This window comes from Acinetobacter sp. 797_lipA, from assembly GCF_058243025.1.
In genome coordinates this window covers 1,629,091-1,645,825 of record NZ_JBZAYQ010000001.1, presented here as the reverse complement: position 1 = coordinate 1,645,825, position 16,735 = coordinate 1,629,091, and the positions used below count along the sequence as shown (strand labels likewise).

The window sequence follows — 16,735 nt, the reverse complement described above, 5'->3', positions numbered from 1 at the left end:
ATTAAGTAATCAAAACGTAACCATGTAGATCATTTTTTTAATAAAGCGTGTCTGAAGATAAAACTTCTAAAAATGAATTTGATCTTTATATTCATCAATGATCGATAACCATGCACGTGTTGCAGGATTCATCACCACGGTTGAATTCCATGCCATATTTAAGTTCCACCGCAAGCTTGGTTGTTCCACTAGACTGACGCTGAATTTTGCGCGATCTAACTGCTCACAATAAATTTGCGGCAATAAAGCAATACCGACACCTGACTCGACCATTTTGGCAATAAAGTCCCACTGGCTACTTTTGCATAACACTTTGGGTTCAAAACCAGCCGCCATCGCCGCATCTAGAATCACATGGTTTAAAGTAAAGGTGTCTGCATACAGTAAAAATGACTCTTCTTTAAGTTCAGCAAACTGTACCACATCGCGCTTTCTCCACTGTGAATCGTAGTTGGAAAGCAAACACAACGGTGAATCGATAATTTGAATGCCTTGAATGCTGGGTTTTAACTCGCCCAATAAAATCCCAACGTCAATTTTTTTGGCCAAAATGGCTTCTTCAATGCCTGTTGCACCGACTTCTAAAAAGTTCAACTCAATGTTGGGATACAATTTGTGAAATTTAACAATTAAGGAACTCAACAATACTGAGCCTAAAGGTGGCAACCCCAATCTCAGCACACCTTGTTTCAACCCACGAATTTGATCTGCTGCTTCAAAGATCTGTTGCTCCTGCTGCAAAATCTGCACGGCATGTAGATAAACTTGTTCTCCCATATAGGTCAGTTTGACTTCTCGCTTGCGCCCTGCTTCACCTTTATGAAATAGAGGCAGTCCTATCTCGTCTTCTAATTGTTTTAAAGATTTACTAATAGTGGGTTGAGTCACAGATAGTTCCTCCGCAGCAAGACTAAAACTGTGACTTTTCACCAGCTGCACAAATATTTTTAGCGCTTTAAAATCCAAAATTATTCCAATTAAACATAATTATTATTTTATTATTCATAATTACAAGATCAGGTCAAACTTAAAATAACACCAACAACTTATACTCTGTGATCTTCCAATGCGTTCGTTCAAATTGCCTTATTGTTCTACTCTTCAAGTAGGTTTGCTGATTGGGATTTGGTATATCGGAACGCTGATACAAGTCGCCCTGTCTTTACCGATATCAGGTGGGGTCGTGGGTCTAACGCTTTTACTTATTTCTCTGTTAGCGGGTCTATTTAAGCTGGACTGGATTAAGTCGGGTTCGGATTTACTTTTAGCTGAACTGTTGTTGTTTTTTATTCCTTGTATTATTGGCTTAATCAAATACAAACATCTTTTTCTTACCCAAGGTTGGCAACTCGTTTTATCTATTGTCCTTGGGACCATTTGCGTGATGACCTGCACTGCATACTGTGTTTTCTTGGGCTTTAAGCTTGAAGCCAAGTTTCAAAAAAAGCCCAAGCAGTCACAGCAGTTGAAAAGTCACATTTAAGGAACGATCATGCATATTCATTTCGTTGCCTTGATCTGTTTTATTGGAACTGTACTGGCCTATCTTTGGGGTAAAAAGTTTTATCAGAAACACCCGTATGTATTGCTCTCACCAGCGGTTTTTATTCCCTGTCTGATTATTTTATGTCTGGTGTTTTTCAACATTCAGTATGACAACTATATGTACTACAGCAAATGGTTAGTCTGGATGTTAGGTCCTGCAACGGTCGCATTTGCCATCCCGATCTATGAATATCGCAAAGTCATTCAACAGCATGCTTTTTCGATTGCTTTGGGCATTATCATGGGTATGTTGGTTGGCGTAGTCAGCTCTTTTTACTTGGCACGTTTATTCCATTTCGATGCTGCAACCAGTTATAGTTTGATGAGCCGCTCTATCTCTACCCCTTTTGCCATGGAAGTCACACAAGCCGTCGGAGGCTCAGTCGAGCTGGTGATTTTATTTACTGTGATTACGGGGATCGTTGGTGGACTCTTGGCTAACAGCGTATTACTTGTTCTAAAACTGGATTCTAAATTTGCTCAAGGTGCGTCCTTGGGTAGTGCCGCACATGGTTTTGGTACCAGCACTGCTTTCAGACGTCATAAAGAAGAAGGCGTCGCGGCCTGCCTCAGTATGGTTTTGGCAGGTATCTTTATGGTTCTTTTTGGCCCAAGTTTAATTCACGCTGTTGTTTATCTTCTTGGTTAATCCTCTTCGATCAAGGATCTCATGCCACACTACTGAGATCCTTGTTGGCTTGTATATGTTTAAAGCTAAAGTACATCATCAGCCCCGTCATCAACGCCAATAAAAAATAATAGGGTAAATGTTGATTCCATTGATATAAGCCTGTACTTAGTAAAGGTGCAAAAACGAAACTCAGTGCTTGCGTAGCTGTGCATAAACTGGCAATTTTAGTTTGTAGCGTGGCTGGTGCGGTTTGGGCTGCCCCCGTGGTAAAAGCTGGAATTAAACAGGCCACGGCGATACCATAAAAAATATAAGCTACTTGGAAAGTCCAAATCTGACTGGCACTCAGTGAAAGTAATAAACCTAAAACCATCGTCACAAGACCGGTCCAAAGTAATTGTTTAATTGACCATTTAAACCATTTTGAAATCATCAATTGCATCAAAACCAGTGCTATCCCCACAATCAATGAACACTGAGAAAAATACACTGCACTCTGATACGTATCGAAATGGAATCGATCTTGGATATAAAATCCAGCGGTTAAATTCAGGGTGACAATCGCGACATATAAGCTAAAGCCCAGCAATAACCAAATCCCTAACTTTGACCATTGCAGCTTTTCTATAGACACGTCTTGTAATTTAGCCGTGGTATCCTCCCGTTCTTGAGTCTGTGATGCTTGCTTTCCTTGAAAGCCTAGTACAATCCAAGCCGCCATACCAGTTAAAATAGCCACTGCACCCCACAATGGTGTCAACATGCTCCATGTCAACAATAATGTCGTCGCTAAAGGACCTATCACCACGCCTAAACTGTTCAGCGCGCCAAACTTCGCCATATTCTGGCTACGTTCCTGTTCACTGTGAAAAGCCGTCATGACATAACTCTGCAGCGCAATTTGTGGCATCGCCATAAAAAAGCCAGTACTGGCACGGGTCAATATCAATAAACTAAACAAAGCAGCAAATGAAATGGCATAACTCAGCCCATAACTGAGTACCGCCGCAAATAAGCCCCAAGTGATCGCCATACCGATAAAACCGATACTTAAAAGCTGATAAATACTAAATTTTTGGGTTTGTTTAGAAATATAAATAGCTGAGATGGCCATCACCAAAGCACCAGCCGAAACCAATGTACCCCCTTGCAGTTCCGTCAGCCCCAGTTGCCGAATAAACGGTGCAAGTAAAGGTAAAATCATCGAAAAACAAGCGCCATTGGCAAGGCTGCCTGCAATAAAGATTTTGTTATTGCTATTCATTTTATTATTTAAACCATTTCTTAAAGCGAGATTACAAAGCAAAGAGGTAGCTGAAAGCTACCTCTGGTTGTGCAATTAGTATTTTAATGTGTAGCTCAAACCATAGGTTCGACCTTGAGCAGGTAAGCTTGAAATAGCACCATAAACTGACTCCACCGCTTGACTATAGACTGATTTATAGTCCGTATTCCAAACGTTATATACACCAAATCCGACCGTACCTGGACCTGCTTTGGCATTGGCTATGACGTCCATTGTTGCAAAGCCTTTAATTTCAGCAGGAACCGTTGAACCGTACTTTACAGCATCTTTTTTGGCTTTATCAGTACCACCAATAGCAAGAGCTTGAACGCGCAGGCTCATGTCATTGTTAAACTGCCACTCAGAAAATGCCGTGCCTTTTAGTGGTGCAACACGGATTGCATCTAGCTCTTGCCACTTTCCTGCGGTATTTTTAAATTGTCCGCGGGTGTAAGCCATGGTTCCACCCACTGTCCAATTTGGCTGCAGTCGATATGACAGATTTCCTTCAACACCATAAACGCGCTCATCGGTATCTAGTACTTCAATCGTGTAGTTGGGACGGCCAAACTTTAAACTTTTATCTGAGTCATTATAGAAAGTGGTGACACTTGCATTTAAACCGTTTTCAGCTTGTACACGCCAGCCCAGCTCATAGTTATTGACTTTAATTGGATCAATGGTTTGACTATTCACAGTAAAACTTGCGGGTACATCACGAAGCATACGTTGAATATCAGGTAAATTTGATCCTTGAGAAAAGTTTGCAAAAACTTGTTGAGCATCCGTTAAGTGATAAAGTGCGCCAAAATTAAATAATGTCGCATCATGCTTTACCTTACCGCCATTTAAAGTTTTGGCTTGGTAGCCTGGCTGCAAGTCCGCTGTAATTGCCTCCATATACGGCGTCGACTTATCTACTTGGCTTTCTACACGCTCATAACGTACCCCTGCTTTTAAACCTAAACGATCCGTTACATCAAAGTCCGTTTGCACAAAAGTACCCAACTTTTCTGTTTCTACATCAGGTCCAAAGGCATAATAATTAAAAGGTTTATAATTTAGCCCGTTGCTGGCAACAAATGCAGCACTATCATACATTTGAATATTTTGTTCATCTTGTTCATTTTCATAATCAATGCCGTAGCTGAGTCCCAAATTGTGACCATTTAAATCAAACTGTTTCTGCAAAGCAACACGCGCACCGTACACATCAATATCTGTTTCCGATTGATAAACGAGGTATAAACCGCCACCCATGGCTTGAGCTGAAGGAAACCAACGTGCCTGTTCGTTACGATAATACGCTTCGGCATTTAAGGTATGACCCAATACATTTTGATTTTCATACTGTGTATTAAACGCATAGCGTTCAGTTTGAGGTTGAGTCTCAAGTTGCATGCCTTTAACTGCAGCAAGACTGGCTGTATAAGTCGGGTCTCGTTTTACATAAGCTAAATTTGGACCATAATCAGGCCCATACTCACTGTCTTGTTCATCATTAAAATATTGTGCACCAAAACTTAAACTTTGTTCATCTGAAATATTCCACGTCAAACGACCATTGAGGTCCAATGTGTCCGTATCTTGGCGGTCAGTCTGCGCAACCTCAGGTCCTATGCGGTTGCCATGGCTATCCTGAATTTCACCGCGTGTGGTATAACTTGCACCGAAAGCTCCTTGCAATGCACCTTGATTAAATAAGACACTTTGTGATGCTTCATAGGCCATAGCATCTGATTTAAAGTTATTACCCGCCGTCACCCCAACTTTAGTTTCAAAGCTAATTGGGTCTTGACCACCACGTTTAGTAATAATATTAATAATCCCGCCCGTTGCTCCAGAACCATAAATACTGGTCGCCCCTGAAACCACCTCAATACGTTCAATCATTGACGGTTGAATGCTATTTAATTGGCGCGAACCATCGCGATAACCTGTTTGTGGTACACCATCAATCATGTACTGCACCACTCGTCCACGCATGGTCATGCCATAGTTTGAGGTTGTTCCGCTACTCGGTGTAAGAGATGGAACCAATGTTCCCAAAATATCTGCAATGCTCTTGCCAGCATTGGCCTGTTTTTCAATTTCAGCTTGATCGATGCTATAAACTGTGCCCGCAATGTCCGCAATACTCTTTGCAGAGCGGGTTGCTGTCACCACAATCGGTGCAAGTTGTGTGGTTTCTTTTTGTTGGGCTTCAACACCGCTTGTCTGACTTGCTGAATTTGTTAGAACGTTATCTTGAGCATATAACTGTGTACATACAGCCAGTGTTAAACAAGTCAACTGCATAGGTAACATAAAACGGTTCATTTCTTTGTCCTTTTATTAAATTTCTTGATTCAACAGTTTTTGTTGAGTTTTTTGATGACGTGCAATGATGTATTGGCTCAGTAGTACACTGACTACAGACGCAACCGCCAACACCACATAAAAATTGCCATAGCCAAGTGATTTGGCTAAAAAGCCCGATGTAGCTCCCCCGATGAAATAAACCAGTAGCTCAAAGCACACTAAAATAGTGAAATCAGTGCCTGCCTGTTCTTTGGAACTGCTTTGCATGAAATAGGCATATAACGAAGTCATCGCGACATAACGAATCGCAAGCATGACAATGACAAATCCCCCCAAGAGCAAATGCCACTGGTTTAACCAGCCCAAAATAATGGCTGCACCAATCACCCCATACAACGCCGTTCGACACCACCCCACCCAAATGAGCAACTGTGTAGCCTGAATTTTTTTCAATAAAAATGCGGCACTCACAGCAGCCAACAAACCAACACCTGCTCCAATCACAGACATCAGTAGCCCAATTTGGGCAAGCGTCCATTTTTGGTCAATCAACATTGGATTGAGCATCGCCATTGCCGGTGCTTCTACCACGCGATAACACAGGATCAGTGCCAAGGCAGATAAAATTTCAGGGCGTTTAAAAGCACGGACTAAGCTTGGAGCTTGTTTGGCAATATTTGTCTGTTCGTTTGTATTTTCTTGAATATAAAAAACAGCAAACATCGTTAAAGCGGTCATAAGTGCTAAACATACCAATGCACTTTCCCAGCCATAGTACTGGTATAGCCATAATGTCGCTGCACCACCCAACATACTCCCCAAAGCGACTCCTATACTCTGAGCCATACTGCCTAGGCGGTAATCAGACGCTGAAAAAGTTTCTACGGTATAACCATCTATGGCAATGTCTTGGGTCGCCGCAAAGCTTGAAATCCACAAACCAATCACAACAAACACCACCAGCCCGTAAGAGAACTGGGTAAAGGCCAAGGCCAATACCCCAAGTACCAGTGCTACTTGTGTAAAGAGCAGCCATGTTTTTCTTTTACCTAACTTTTTGATATAAAGCCGGTCAATGAGTGGTGCCCATAAGAACTTAAACGCCCATGGAATATAAAGCAGCGACAGCATTCCAATCCAACGTAAGTCTACCCCCTGATGTCGTAAAATAGCGGGCAATGCCACATTGTAAAAATACAAAGGTAAGGCATGTGCCAGATATAAAACAATGACAACGGCTAAGCTCAAAGCTGAGATTTGGCGTGTTGCTCTTTGTGTATTTAGGTTTTGCATATCCACCTCTGCACTGCCCATTGCAGTGCATCAGAATGATCAAGTGTGACGTAGTAAGGCACCCGCCATGCAGCATGCAGCGAAGGTGTATTCAGTCGTTGTTGGTCGGTTGGGTCTTGTGCAATTCGAACCAGACCCAAGCAGTATTGAAAAAAAAGTTGTTTATACTTTTTGTACCAAGCTGCTTGTAGTTGGCGATATTCCTCAGGAAATTCCGTACCGATATCGGTTTGCATGACCAAAACAAAGTGCTGTTTTTTTAAGAAAAAACGTTCGACTTGGCTAAGCCATTGTTCAAATTCGGCGACAGTAACATGCGCTGAAAAGCGCATGTCCATGATTTGTATATGTTCTGAGCTATAGCTCATGTAAGTTCCTCAGTCCTATTGAGTGGGTTATGGTTTTGCATAAATGCATTTGAATCAGTTAAATACCCCCCAAATTTTTCATAGAATTTTTGTTTAAAGCAGTAATACAACATGGCCGTTTTTTCAGGCATCGGGATCAAGCGCTGTGCCTCATAGCACATTTCTTCCACTACTGCGGCATAAGGTTTAACGGTGTGGTCAGGCTCCCCGACAATTTTGTCGGAAGGTGCATTTTCAAAAATATAAAAACCTAATAGCCGCATCACTGGACGCAAGTAGCCTTTGCCGAAAGCCGACTTTTCACCAAACAATAAATGCCAACCGAGGTCTAAATCATCACCATCGTAATAACGTCCTAGACGGTCACGCTTGCCTTCATAGATTTCGGTATAGCCCACATCCTGTCCATCCACCCCAACGATCAACAAACGGTGATGGTCATCGGCCAGCATTTTTTCAAAATACACCGCGAGATCAACTTCAGACTTATTCAGCTGCCACTGTGGAATAACATGAGGCTCATGCATCCATTTATGTAACAGTGCTAAGTCCTGCGGATACTGTACTTGGCGCAAGTAAAATTGCGTCTCATTCTCATAGTATTCGTAGAAATCGGGAAGTTGCTGTGAAAGTGTTTTCATATGGTAGCCTGCTAAATTTTTTGGTTTTTTATGATGCAATACGCTTTGTGGTTGTATCGTCAGTTGATTTAGATACCTGCGCTGACCATCGTTTTAAGGTTTCAGGGCTGACAGGATTGGCAATTGGATCTAAAAATACCGGGACAGGACGTTCTGCTTCGTCGTTGTAACTGGTGGTAAATAGACGCACTCGGTTTAAACAAATTTTTTCAAATTCGGCTCTAAACATGGCAAATTTTTCGATGCGTTCTGCCAACTCTGGATGTGCCTGATGAAAAGCATCAATGACAGATGAAATGGTTTGCCAAAATTCAACTTCGCTATGCTCAGGGTAGTCTTGTAGGAATACATTACAGATATAACGGTAATGCACCATAAACAGCCCAGTGAAAATAAAATGACTGAGTTCATGCGCAGGATGACGCAGTAAAATTTGTCCTTCGATAGGTAAACTGGCCAATTCTGGAAAGTCTTCATCAACCAAATTGATATCATCAATAAAGTCTTTCAGCACCATTTTCTGCGGTACGCCATTGGCATGAATAAGCATGGTATTTTCCCCATGTGGAGAAAAAGCCAAGCCATATTTGTACAAGCAAATTAAGAGCGGAGTAACAGATACTTCGGCAAAGCGTTTTAACCACTGTAATGGACTCAAACCCGACGCCTGAATCAACACGGCTAATATCGACTGTCCGTTGATGTCTCGATGTAATAAAGCCGCTTGAGAAAGTGCCTGTTCACCTGTTCCAATCACTGGGTCTACACTTTCACGCCACAAACATCCAAACAATTCTTTAAACTGATACGGCGCACCTTCAATCTCATCAAAACATGGCTGATGAATAGTCAAAGTTGCCACTTCACCTAAGAATGCAACGCCTGACTGTTTCAAGTCTGAATCTTGAGATTGAATCTGCTTTAACCAAGCTGTGACGGCTGGAGCTGCTAAGTTTCGTTTAGACGGTAAGCCTCGATACACCGCAGTATTGAAGATACTGACAGGTAATTTGACATAATGACGCTCAGGCTGACTGATATTGCAAAGCGTGCGAATCGACTGCATAGGTACATAGTCATCTTGCCCAACGCCTAGTTCAATAATGCGCCGATCCACGATTTCATTGGCATAGGTTGGCACTAACCATTGATGCCACTGCCATGCATGTACTGGAATGAGGAAATAATCACGACAAGAGCAACCTCTCTCATGTAATTTTTGTTCAAAATTTGCGAGTTCTTCTGCACTTAACTCATGTTGATAAAGTCTCCCTGCTTGCCACTCCTCGGTGGAACGGAACTCTGCCAAATCACGATGCACTGCGAGCCACAGCACTTTGACCGTTGGTGAAAGTTCAGGAGCGGCACTTAAGTAGTCGTCATAACCAAAACCCATACGACCTTTGCTCATAATCAACCACGGATGACCACGGAGCATACCTTCAATTTCATGATGCGATGCCGTCAATGCCGCTTCACTGCTTAAACGACTTTCATCAAATAAATGTGCCTCGGCTAACCATGTATTGTTCATTTCTTTGATGAGATATGCCTTGGTAAAAGGCTTCACTTCGGTTTGATTTGAAAACGCGCGAATAAAAGTATGTAAGTTCCATGCAGGCAGGTCTTCAGCCACGCTCAACTCACGTACTGAACCCTCCTCAATCTGCCAATGTCCCAATAAATAGTTTTGTGCTTTAAAAGTATAGGTTTGATCATCCAACGTCAGCTGGTAACGATTGTCCTTTAAATGGGTTACTTGAATAATTTCTTCATATAAAAATTCAGCAATCGCCATTTCAATTAAGCGCTGTCCTGCCAAACGCCACTGTTTCTGATTCACTTGAAGTTGTGCAAAGCTCATATGATTTTCTCGAATGTATAAGGCTGCATAGAGGGATGTGACCCTGTTTGTATTTTGCGCTGCTCAATATTTTTTGATTTTGAACTAAATGATGCTAAAGCAGCTGTTCGTGTAGTGGATGTATCATGCTGCACATACATTTCAGGGTTCTGCTCAGCGCTGAAATGCTGAAATGTCTGTTCATTGCTGTCCAGCTCATACAGCTGATAACCCAGTAATTGATTGGCGATGGTCGCAGCACGAAATGCGCCTAAACCTAAATCTGGTGTACCTACACCATGACTGTGCATTTCTTGGTTTTGCACATAAATTTCACCCATTGCTGTATGCTGCAAACGATAGTCTTGGCTGACCGTCCACCGCCCCGCTTGATCTGTTGTAATCAAGGGCTTTAAGTATTTTAAAAATGAAAACTCAGGGCTGTAATAACCTGTAGATGCCACCACAAAATCAACATCCATATAAAAACGTTGCTTGGTTACGGTATGTTCAAGGCTCAAGCGAATCTGCTGACTTTCCAGTAACTCAGCTTCAAGCAACTGAATTTGTGCATGCAAATGTGTTGCTTGTGTAGCAGAGGCAATACTACGGTGGTAAAGTTTTTGGTAAATATCACGTATGGTTTTGGCACTAATGCCTTTGTACAACAAGGCTTGATCTTTTAACTGCGCTGCTTTTTGTGTTTCTGAAAGTCTATAAAAATGTTGGGTATAGTTTGGACTAAAATGTTCCAATCCCAATGGTGCATATTCCATCGGGAAAAAGCCATTGGAACGTGTCAGCCAATGCAGCTTAAAGTCAGCCGTTGGTACACAGTCATGTTGATACTGCTGATCGAACAAATCTAAAAAGACTTCAGCAGAAGACTGACCTGAGCCTAAGACCATAACATTGCCTTTGAGCTTGCCTTTTTTATGGGTTAAGTACTCTGCTGAATGAATACATTTTTCAGGCACTTGTTGTTGTAACTTACGCAGACATTCAGGTAAATAAGGCTGGTTGCCCGAACCAATCACCAAAATTCGACACAAGTAACGAATAAAACGCCCGCCTTGCTCAACCACCACCTCAAAACCTTCGCTTTTGGCATAAATGGCCTTCACCGTTGACTCGTACCGTATATGACCCAGTTGATCTGCCACCCATTGGCAATAATGGTTATATTCACGGCGCGGAATATGCGGCTGCTCAAGGAAGTAGAACTTATATAAGCGCTGCTGTGATTTTAGGTAATTCAAAAAACTTAACGGACTGGTCGGATCGACCATCGACACCAAATCCGCCATGAATGGAACTTGCAAGACCGTATTGGGAAGTTGCATACCTGCATGCCAGTCGAACTGCGCTTTTTTTTCAAAAAATAGATAGTGCAAATCAGTCTTTTCATGTAACAAACTGGCTAGGCTTAAGTTAAATGGCCCAAGGCCAATCGCAATAAAATCAAGCATAGAGGGCATCCTCTTGTTGGATATATAGCGGATTGGCTAACTGAATATAGACAGACTGATTTTCAACGGGTGCAATCAATTCATCCAGTTCATATAAACGGGTCAGTAAGTTACCCTTATAAGGCAGCGTCGGTTGATACAACAGACTTTGAATCAAACTACTGTCTGGATACTGCTTCAACAGGTCAAAGAGGTGTTGCTGTAAAACAGACAGTAAATCTTGCTCACTAACAAAACCTGTTGCACCGATGGCATTGATGATGCCAAACAAGGTATTGCCAAAGAAATAATAACTAAAGCGCTCATCGACAAAAGTCTTGGAGCCTACTGCATGGGCTTTATCATGCAGTTCTGGAAATTGTTGTAAAATTTCATCTGCGAGTTCTTCGATATAATAAAAACCTTGATTGTCCCGTAGCCATAGCCACTGTGGCCAGCCATCTTTCAATTCAACCAAGACATTTTGCTGATGTGACTCAAAGGCCATACCATAACGATGGTAGACGTACATGAGTGGCCTCAGACTGATGTTTAAAAAGGTCTTAAACCAATCATGAGCGATTTGTGCTTTATCATTTAACTTTTGTTGAGAAGCAATTTGATCAAATAATGCATTAAAACGATTACGTTCTTCTACGGGATGATCCTGACACAATGAAGCAATACACGTGACTTGCTGTACGGGAGTAAACGGCTGATCACGCACAATACAAATCGTTTCATCGATGATTTCACCATCCAACTGAAGAGCAATCCACGCCGGATCATTCACCGCTTTTAGGCTTGGACATTGTTTTAAAATACTTTGCCCTAACTCACTGTGCCAAAGCCGATGCGTCATTTCACCGCGGTGACATTCTTTTGCTAAATTGACGCGGATAGAGTTGGTAATCATCACTGAAAGCGATGGTTTCAGCATCCACGGCGCGTTAAATCTCGCCAAAGTACGTACAGAAGTGGTTGGTGAAAATATCCATGCTTTTTCACCCAAATCGATGATTTTTAGTTTAGCCTTTAAACTTTTAAACCATACTTTGCTTTGTAAATAGCGGGCTTGCCATGGATGCAGTGGTAGCAGTTTGTAATGTGCATATGCAGCTAAGGTTTCAAGTTCCGATTCAGACAAATGCCATTTGATTTCTTGTTTAAGTTGTATTGAAAAAGCCTGCTCAAGCGCTGTTCCTTCTGCAATATATTCAGGTGCCACCAACCAATAATGCAGTTGGGTCTGACCACAAGCTTCGGGAGAATATTTTTGCCATTCTTCATGGACAAAACCTGTTCGGCTTTTTGGTGCAGGATGCATGCTATGACCTAAAATCAAAGCCTGTTCAGACTCTATAAAACCTTGTTCAACCTGTACGAGCGCATCAAAATCCTCTGCCCGAATATTTAAAAACTGTTGTAATGCATCACGACTTTGAATCCAACGCTCAACCAAGGATGCAGCATCGACACGGCCTTCGGATTGTTGCACTAACTCTTCTAGTAACAGACTGACCATGGCTACTGCGCTAAAGTTAAGCTTTTGGCCTTTTTGAAAAATTTGCGGTAAAGCCGCAATACGATGTCGCCCAACACGACTGACATAGCTTAACGGAACAAAAAGCTGTGCTTGGATTAAACTAAGCGGCAAAGATAACAGCGTCAAACCTTGGCTAAACGCGAGTTGAGTTGAATTTTGTTGATACTTCTCAAACAAGCTTGCCTTGCCTGTTTCTTGTGAGTATGCATTGACAAGATGCTGCATCGCCAAGCGATTGGCTAGCTCTTTCATCTGACCATTTCCTCTTTTTAAAGCTTATTCCAAGCTCATTTCATGTAATGATGTTTCTTAAAGGTGTTAACGTTGGCCAACGCTGCAGAAAACATGTTAATGTTAATTATTATCATTTACCTTTGCAATTTTGTTTGCTTTTGGACATATACGCACTACACCAACATATATTATTGTTTTTTAATACTTTTAAGAATTTAATCAGTTTTTCTAATAAAGCCTATACGAAATTACACCATAGCTTTAAATGATAGTTTATGAATTTATAATTGATTCGAACTATAAAATTTCCCTATATTTCATAAGGAAAAGCCCATTCAGTCCCCTGAATGGGCTTTCATTTGTGCTCGAATTAATACTCAAAAGAGCTCAACGCTTAAATCAAATAGGGATGAAGAAGTGAAGACTTCACTGTTCTTTATTCATCCAGTACATCAGCAAAAGTGGCTGAAAGTACTTTTGCTAAATCCTGAGGTTTTAAACCGATATCTAAGCCGCGCTTCCCCCCACTGACATAGAGTTTTTCCAACTGTACTGCGCTTTGGTCTATCACGGTTTTTAACCTTTTTTTCTGTCCAACAGGACTAATCCCACCGACCAAATAACCTGTCAGTCGTTCTGCATCTTTAGGGTCGGACATTTTTAGTTTTTTTGCCCCCACTGCATGTGCAACTTTTTTCAAGTTTAACTGATAGTGTACAGGAAGAATCGCAACAAAATAGTTTTTTTCATCGGTCACTAAAAGTGTTTTAAACACCTCTTCGACACGTAGATTTAATTTTTCTGCGGCTTCAAGCCCAAAGCTTTTTGCATTGGCATCATGTTCATATTCATGAATAGAAAAATCGATTTTATTGGCTTTTAAAAGTTTGGTTGCAGGTGTCATTTCTGTTCAATATTTTCACAACATACTCGGCATTATATGCCTATTCAAAAAGAAAGTTTAGCGGTACGACTATCATGATCATCGAACTTACAGGCACTCAACGAATCAATGACTGTAAGTTCGATGTCAACTATGTATGCAGCTTGTTATCGCTGAAATATCACAATTTAGTCAGCACTTAATCCAAATTTCTTAAAGATTTGAGCACGGCGCTTTGGCAAAATATTGGCTTTGGTCAAATCACCTTCGTAGTGGTCGAACACTCGTTGATCCATCATTTTAAACCACAGCTTTGGAATTAACGCTGGAATTAACATGGTGGCATAACCACTCGGTAGCTCAGGGGCTTCATCAAAATGTCTTAAGGCCTGAAATGGGCGGGTTGGATAGGCATGATGATCTGAATGGCGTTGTAACTGGTATAAGAATAAGTTAGTCACAATGTTGTTATTATTCCAACTGTGTTCTGGCATAGTTCGCGCATACCTGCCATCTTCTTTTTGGCTACGCTTTAAACCATAGTGTTCAATATAATTAATAATTTCAAACAGACTCACACCATAAAATGCTTGTGTCACCAGATATGGCGTCACTTTTTTACCAAACAATTTCAACATGACTGCATGAAAACCAGCACTCATCGCCCATCCATGAAACAGTTCATTTTCTTTGGAGAAGAAAGACAGACCTTTTCGTTTTAGGCGTTTATGTTCAATTTCAACAGCCGACTTCAACCCGCCGAAAACGGTACGCGGCCAAAACTCATAAAAAGTCTCGCCCATTTTCGATGAAGCAGGGTCTTCTGGTGTTGCAGCACGTTTATGGTGCCCATAAGGGTGCTCAATGCGGAAATGGTTGTAGACCAACGGCGCTAAAGTCATATGTGACCAATAATGATCTGATTTTTTAGGACGATGGCACAGCTCATGTGCTGTATTTACCGCTACTCCATTAATTGCCCCCATGGAGACACCCAATAATATTTGGTCGAGCATCGATACATTTTGGCGAGTCACCACATAACCAGCAAACAAATTGGCTGCCATTTGTAGCGGAATGAACAATTTCACAATACGGTCATAGTACGGGTCATTTACCAAGACCTTAATTTCATCATCTGAAGGGTTGTTTTCATCCGCACCGACCAGACCATCTACCGCAGGAATAATCACATGCAGTAACAGCGGCCCACCCAAAGCGAAGATTTTCTTGGTGGGTTTCGGGCCAAAATGATAGCCCGCTAAAATGCCCATGCCAATCACAGGAAGCCCAGGACTCAATAACCAACCAAAACGCTTTTTATCGATCCCTGCTGCATTTTTGACGACCACGCTAGGATTCGTCATTTTCACTGATGCATTCATTACCATTCTTCCAATTTTTTTGTTATGCCTTTATATTTCTAGAAATGGGACATAAAGAACAGTTGCTAACGTCCAAGAAAACAGCGTAATCGTCCTTGGCCTAAAATGACTTAAATTGACCCTAAATCAAATATTAAGCCTAAGAAATAAAGACTAGAAACCGTAAAGTATGGATGCTTTAAGTAAAATTTTTGAAGATATACACCTCAACCAATCTGAGTACCTCTACCTTAAACCGCACGGTGAGTGGGCTTTTCGCTATACCGAACAATCTACTATGATGGCCTATGCGGTACTTCAAGGACAATTCACCATTTGTTTAGATGCTAAACAAATTATTGTTGCTGAAGTCGGAGACTTGATCTTACTCCCTTCGGGACCAAGTCATGAGTGTCGCTCCTCAACTACCGACCAACTGTTAGAAGTATTCGATATTTCTGACTTATTTGCCCAAAACCAACACAAAGAAGTCTCTTTTGGCAGTGATGCAACACAACAAAAAACCGTGATCTTGGCCTTACATGCACATATGGACCCCATTATGGCACGTCCGTTGGTACAAGCCTTACCCGCGTTTATTCACCTTCAACACAAAGATCTCAGCACGGTTCCTGAATGGTTGCAAATTGGACTACAGTTTCTCGCTCTAGAAGTCCAACGTATACGCCCGGGTCGCGACAAAATTTTGGATCATTTGGTGAGTATTTTATTAATTGAATGTGTGCGTGATTATATTGATGCACTGCAAGACTCGAACAATTGGCTGAGTGCTTTATCTCATCCTGAACTCTCCAATGCCCTTGCTAAAATTCATGCGGAACCTGCACAGCCTTGGACCGTTGAGTCCCTTGCAGAACAGTGTTGTATGTCACGTTCTAAATTTGCCACATTGTTTAGCCAAATTTTAGGCACTAGCCCTTTGGCTTATTTGCAACAACACCGTCTGCGTTTAGCCGCCCAATACCTGCGTAATGGACAAGGTACAATTCAGCAAATTGCACATCGGGTAGGATACAACTCAGAAACGGCTTTTAGCCAAAGCTTTAAACGACAGTATCAAATGAGCCCAAGCCAATATAGAAATAATCAACACCCAACTTAAAATACTCGTCCGTAATGGTTTAATAGCAGTCTTCACTTTGCTTATGTCTTTGTGCACCGAGATAAATACCTTGAACTTGCAGACAAAGATTAGCATCTTGTGAAAATCACACTATAATATCCCGCATCCTTGCTAGAGATGGCTTCAAACCACTGCTTGTTTGTTCTTTTTCGCTCTAGCCACACTTTTTTAAGTCCAGTTTTCATCCGTGATTCGGCTTATTTTTCAAT

At 41.6% G+C, this 16,735-nt stretch carries 14 protein-coding genes; 3 read left to right on the top strand and 11 right to left on the bottom strand.

Annotated elements, in window-relative coordinates; translation table 11 throughout:
* Window positions 1–66: 66 nt before the first annotated feature.
* Entirely contained in the window at window positions 67–966 is a 900-nt protein-coding gene (locus AC4CU2_RS07945; protein WP_005399541.1) for a LysR substrate-binding domain-containing protein, read from the bottom strand.
* A gap of 100 nt (window positions 967–1,066) precedes the next feature.
* Here AC4CU2_RS07945 and AC4CU2_RS07940 point away from each other — a divergent pair, with 100 nt between their 5' ends.
* Window positions 1,067–1,483, top strand: a complete 417-nt coding sequence (locus AC4CU2_RS07940; protein ID WP_490768594.1) for a CidA/LrgA family protein — start codon at window positions 1,067–1,069, stop codon at window positions 1,481–1,483.
* 9 nt (window positions 1,484–1,492) lie between these two features.
* On the top strand, window positions 1,493–2,194 hold the full coding sequence (locus tag AC4CU2_RS07935) for an LrgB family protein (protein ID WP_148826154.1): 702 nt from the start codon (window positions 1,493–1,495) through the stop codon (window positions 2,192–2,194).
* 19 nt (window positions 2,195–2,213) lie between these two features.
* Here AC4CU2_RS07935 and AC4CU2_RS07930 read toward each other — a convergent pair whose 3' ends face one another.
* The 10 genes from AC4CU2_RS07930 to AC4CU2_RS07885 all read right to left on the bottom strand — a co-directional run bounded on the left by AC4CU2_RS07930 (window position 2,214) and on the right by AC4CU2_RS07885 (window position 15,403).
* On the bottom strand, window positions 2,214–3,440 hold the full coding sequence (locus tag AC4CU2_RS07930) for an MFS transporter (protein WP_490768593.1): 1,227 nt from the start codon (window positions 3,438–3,440) through the stop codon (window positions 2,214–2,216).
* Window positions 3,441–3,515: 75 nt separating this feature from the next.
* Window positions 3,516–5,780 carry a TonB-dependent receptor gene (locus AC4CU2_RS07925; RefSeq protein WP_490768592.1) on the bottom strand — a complete coding sequence of 755 codons (2,265 nt, stop codon included), beginning with the start codon at window positions 5,778–5,780 and terminating at the stop codon, window positions 3,516–3,518.
* A 15-nt stretch (window positions 5,781–5,795) separates the two neighbouring features.
* A complete protein-coding gene (locus AC4CU2_RS07920) occupies window positions 5,796–7,055 on the bottom strand; it encodes an MFS transporter (RefSeq protein ID WP_490768591.1) in 1,260 nt (419 codons plus the stop codon).
* Window positions 7,043–7,423 (bottom strand): hypothetical protein, encoded by a 381-nt coding sequence (locus AC4CU2_RS07915; protein WP_114837024.1) that lies wholly within the window; start codon window positions 7,421–7,423, stop codon window positions 7,043–7,045. The genes AC4CU2_RS07920 and AC4CU2_RS07915 overlap by 13 nt, the downstream gene beginning before the upstream one ends.
* The gene (locus AC4CU2_RS07910) at window positions 7,420–8,064 is read right to left on the bottom strand and encodes a GNAT family N-acetyltransferase (RefSeq protein WP_005399548.1); all 645 of its coding nucleotides are present in this window, start codon (window positions 8,062–8,064) and stop codon (window positions 7,420–7,422) included. The genes AC4CU2_RS07915 and AC4CU2_RS07910 overlap by 4 nt, the downstream gene beginning before the upstream one ends.
* Window positions 8,065–8,092: 28 nt before the next feature.
* The gene (locus tag AC4CU2_RS07905) at window positions 8,093–9,928 is read right to left on the bottom strand and encodes an IucA/IucC family protein (RefSeq protein ID WP_490768590.1); all 1,836 of its coding nucleotides are present in this window, start codon (window positions 9,926–9,928) and stop codon (window positions 8,093–8,095) included.
* Entirely contained in the window at window positions 9,925–11,376 is a 1,452-nt protein-coding gene (locus AC4CU2_RS07900) for a lysine N(6)-hydroxylase/L-ornithine N(5)-oxygenase family protein (RefSeq protein WP_490768589.1), read from the bottom strand. The genes AC4CU2_RS07905 and AC4CU2_RS07900 overlap by 4 nt, the downstream gene beginning before the upstream one ends.
* The gene (locus AC4CU2_RS07895) at window positions 11,369–13,153 is read right to left on the bottom strand and encodes an IucA/IucC family protein (RefSeq protein WP_490768588.1); all 1,785 of its coding nucleotides are present in this window, start codon (window positions 13,151–13,153) and stop codon (window positions 11,369–11,371) included. The genes AC4CU2_RS07900 and AC4CU2_RS07895 overlap by 8 nt, the downstream gene beginning before the upstream one ends.
* Before the next feature lie 418 nt (window positions 13,154–13,571).
* Window positions 13,572–14,039, bottom strand: a complete 468-nt coding sequence (gene ybaK, locus AC4CU2_RS07890; protein WP_490768587.1) for a Cys-tRNA(Pro) deacylase — start codon at window positions 14,037–14,039, stop codon at window positions 13,572–13,574.
* A 167-nt stretch (window positions 14,040–14,206) separates the two neighbouring features.
* The gene (locus AC4CU2_RS07885; RefSeq protein ID WP_490768586.1) at window positions 14,207–15,403 is read right to left on the bottom strand and encodes an alkane 1-monooxygenase; all 1,197 of its coding nucleotides are present in this window, start codon (window positions 15,401–15,403) and stop codon (window positions 14,207–14,209) included.
* A 169-nt stretch (window positions 15,404–15,572) separates the two neighbouring features.
* Between AC4CU2_RS07885 and AC4CU2_RS07880 the strand changes: the two genes are divergently transcribed.
* Window positions 15,573–16,505 carry a helix-turn-helix transcriptional regulator gene (locus tag AC4CU2_RS07880; RefSeq protein ID WP_490768585.1) on the top strand — a complete coding sequence of 311 codons (933 nt, stop codon included), beginning with the start codon at window positions 15,573–15,575 and terminating at the stop codon, window positions 16,503–16,505.
* Window positions 16,506–16,735 lie beyond the last annotated feature (230 nt).

What these genes read in the sequence shown, in the direction of transcription:
- AC4CU2_RS07940 (WP_490768594.1), top strand. Translation starts at nt 1,067, where the DNA reads ATGCGTTCGTTCAAATTGCCTTATTGTTCTACTCTTCAAGTAGGTTTG.
- AC4CU2_RS07935 (WP_148826154.1), top strand. Translation starts at nt 1,493, where the DNA reads ATGCATATTCATTTCGTTGCCTTGATCTGTTTTATTGGAACTGTACTG.
- AC4CU2_RS07930 (WP_490768593.1), bottom strand. Translation starts at nt 3,440, where the DNA reads ATGAATAGCAATAACAAAATCTTTATTGCAGGCAGCCTTGCCAATGGC.
- AC4CU2_RS07925 (WP_490768592.1), bottom strand. Translation starts at nt 5,780, where the DNA reads ATGAACCGTTTTATGTTACCTATGCAGTTGACTTGTTTAACACTGGCT.
- AC4CU2_RS07920 (WP_490768591.1), bottom strand. Translation starts at nt 7,055, where the DNA reads ATGCAAAACCTAAATACACAAAGAGCAACACGCCAAATCTCAGCTTTG.
- AC4CU2_RS07915 (WP_114837024.1), bottom strand. Translation starts at nt 7,423, where the DNA reads ATGAGCTATAGCTCAGAACATATACAAATCATGGACATGCGCTTTTCA.
- AC4CU2_RS07910 (WP_005399548.1), bottom strand. Translation starts at nt 8,064, where the DNA reads ATGAAAACACTTTCACAGCAACTTCCCGATTTCTACGAATACTATGAG.
- AC4CU2_RS07905 (WP_490768590.1), bottom strand. Translation starts at nt 9,928, where the DNA reads ATGAGCTTTGCACAACTTCAAGTGAATCAGAAACAGTGGCGTTTGGCA.
- AC4CU2_RS07900 (WP_490768589.1), bottom strand. Translation starts at nt 11,376, where the DNA reads ATGCTTGATTTTATTGCGATTGGCCTTGGGCCATTTAACTTAAGCCTA.
- AC4CU2_RS07895 (WP_490768588.1), bottom strand. Translation starts at nt 13,153, where the DNA reads ATGAAAGAGCTAGCCAATCGCTTGGCGATGCAGCATCTTGTCAATGCA.
- ybaK (WP_490768587.1), bottom strand. Translation starts at nt 14,039, where the DNA reads ATGACACCTGCAACCAAACTTTTAAAAGCCAATAAAATCGATTTTTCT.
- AC4CU2_RS07885 (WP_490768586.1), bottom strand. Translation starts at nt 15,403, where the DNA reads ATGAATGCATCAGTGAAAATGACGAATCCTAGCGTGGTCGTCAAAAAT.
- AC4CU2_RS07880 (WP_490768585.1), top strand. Translation starts at nt 15,573, where the DNA reads ATGGATGCTTTAAGTAAAATTTTTGAAGATATACACCTCAACCAATCT.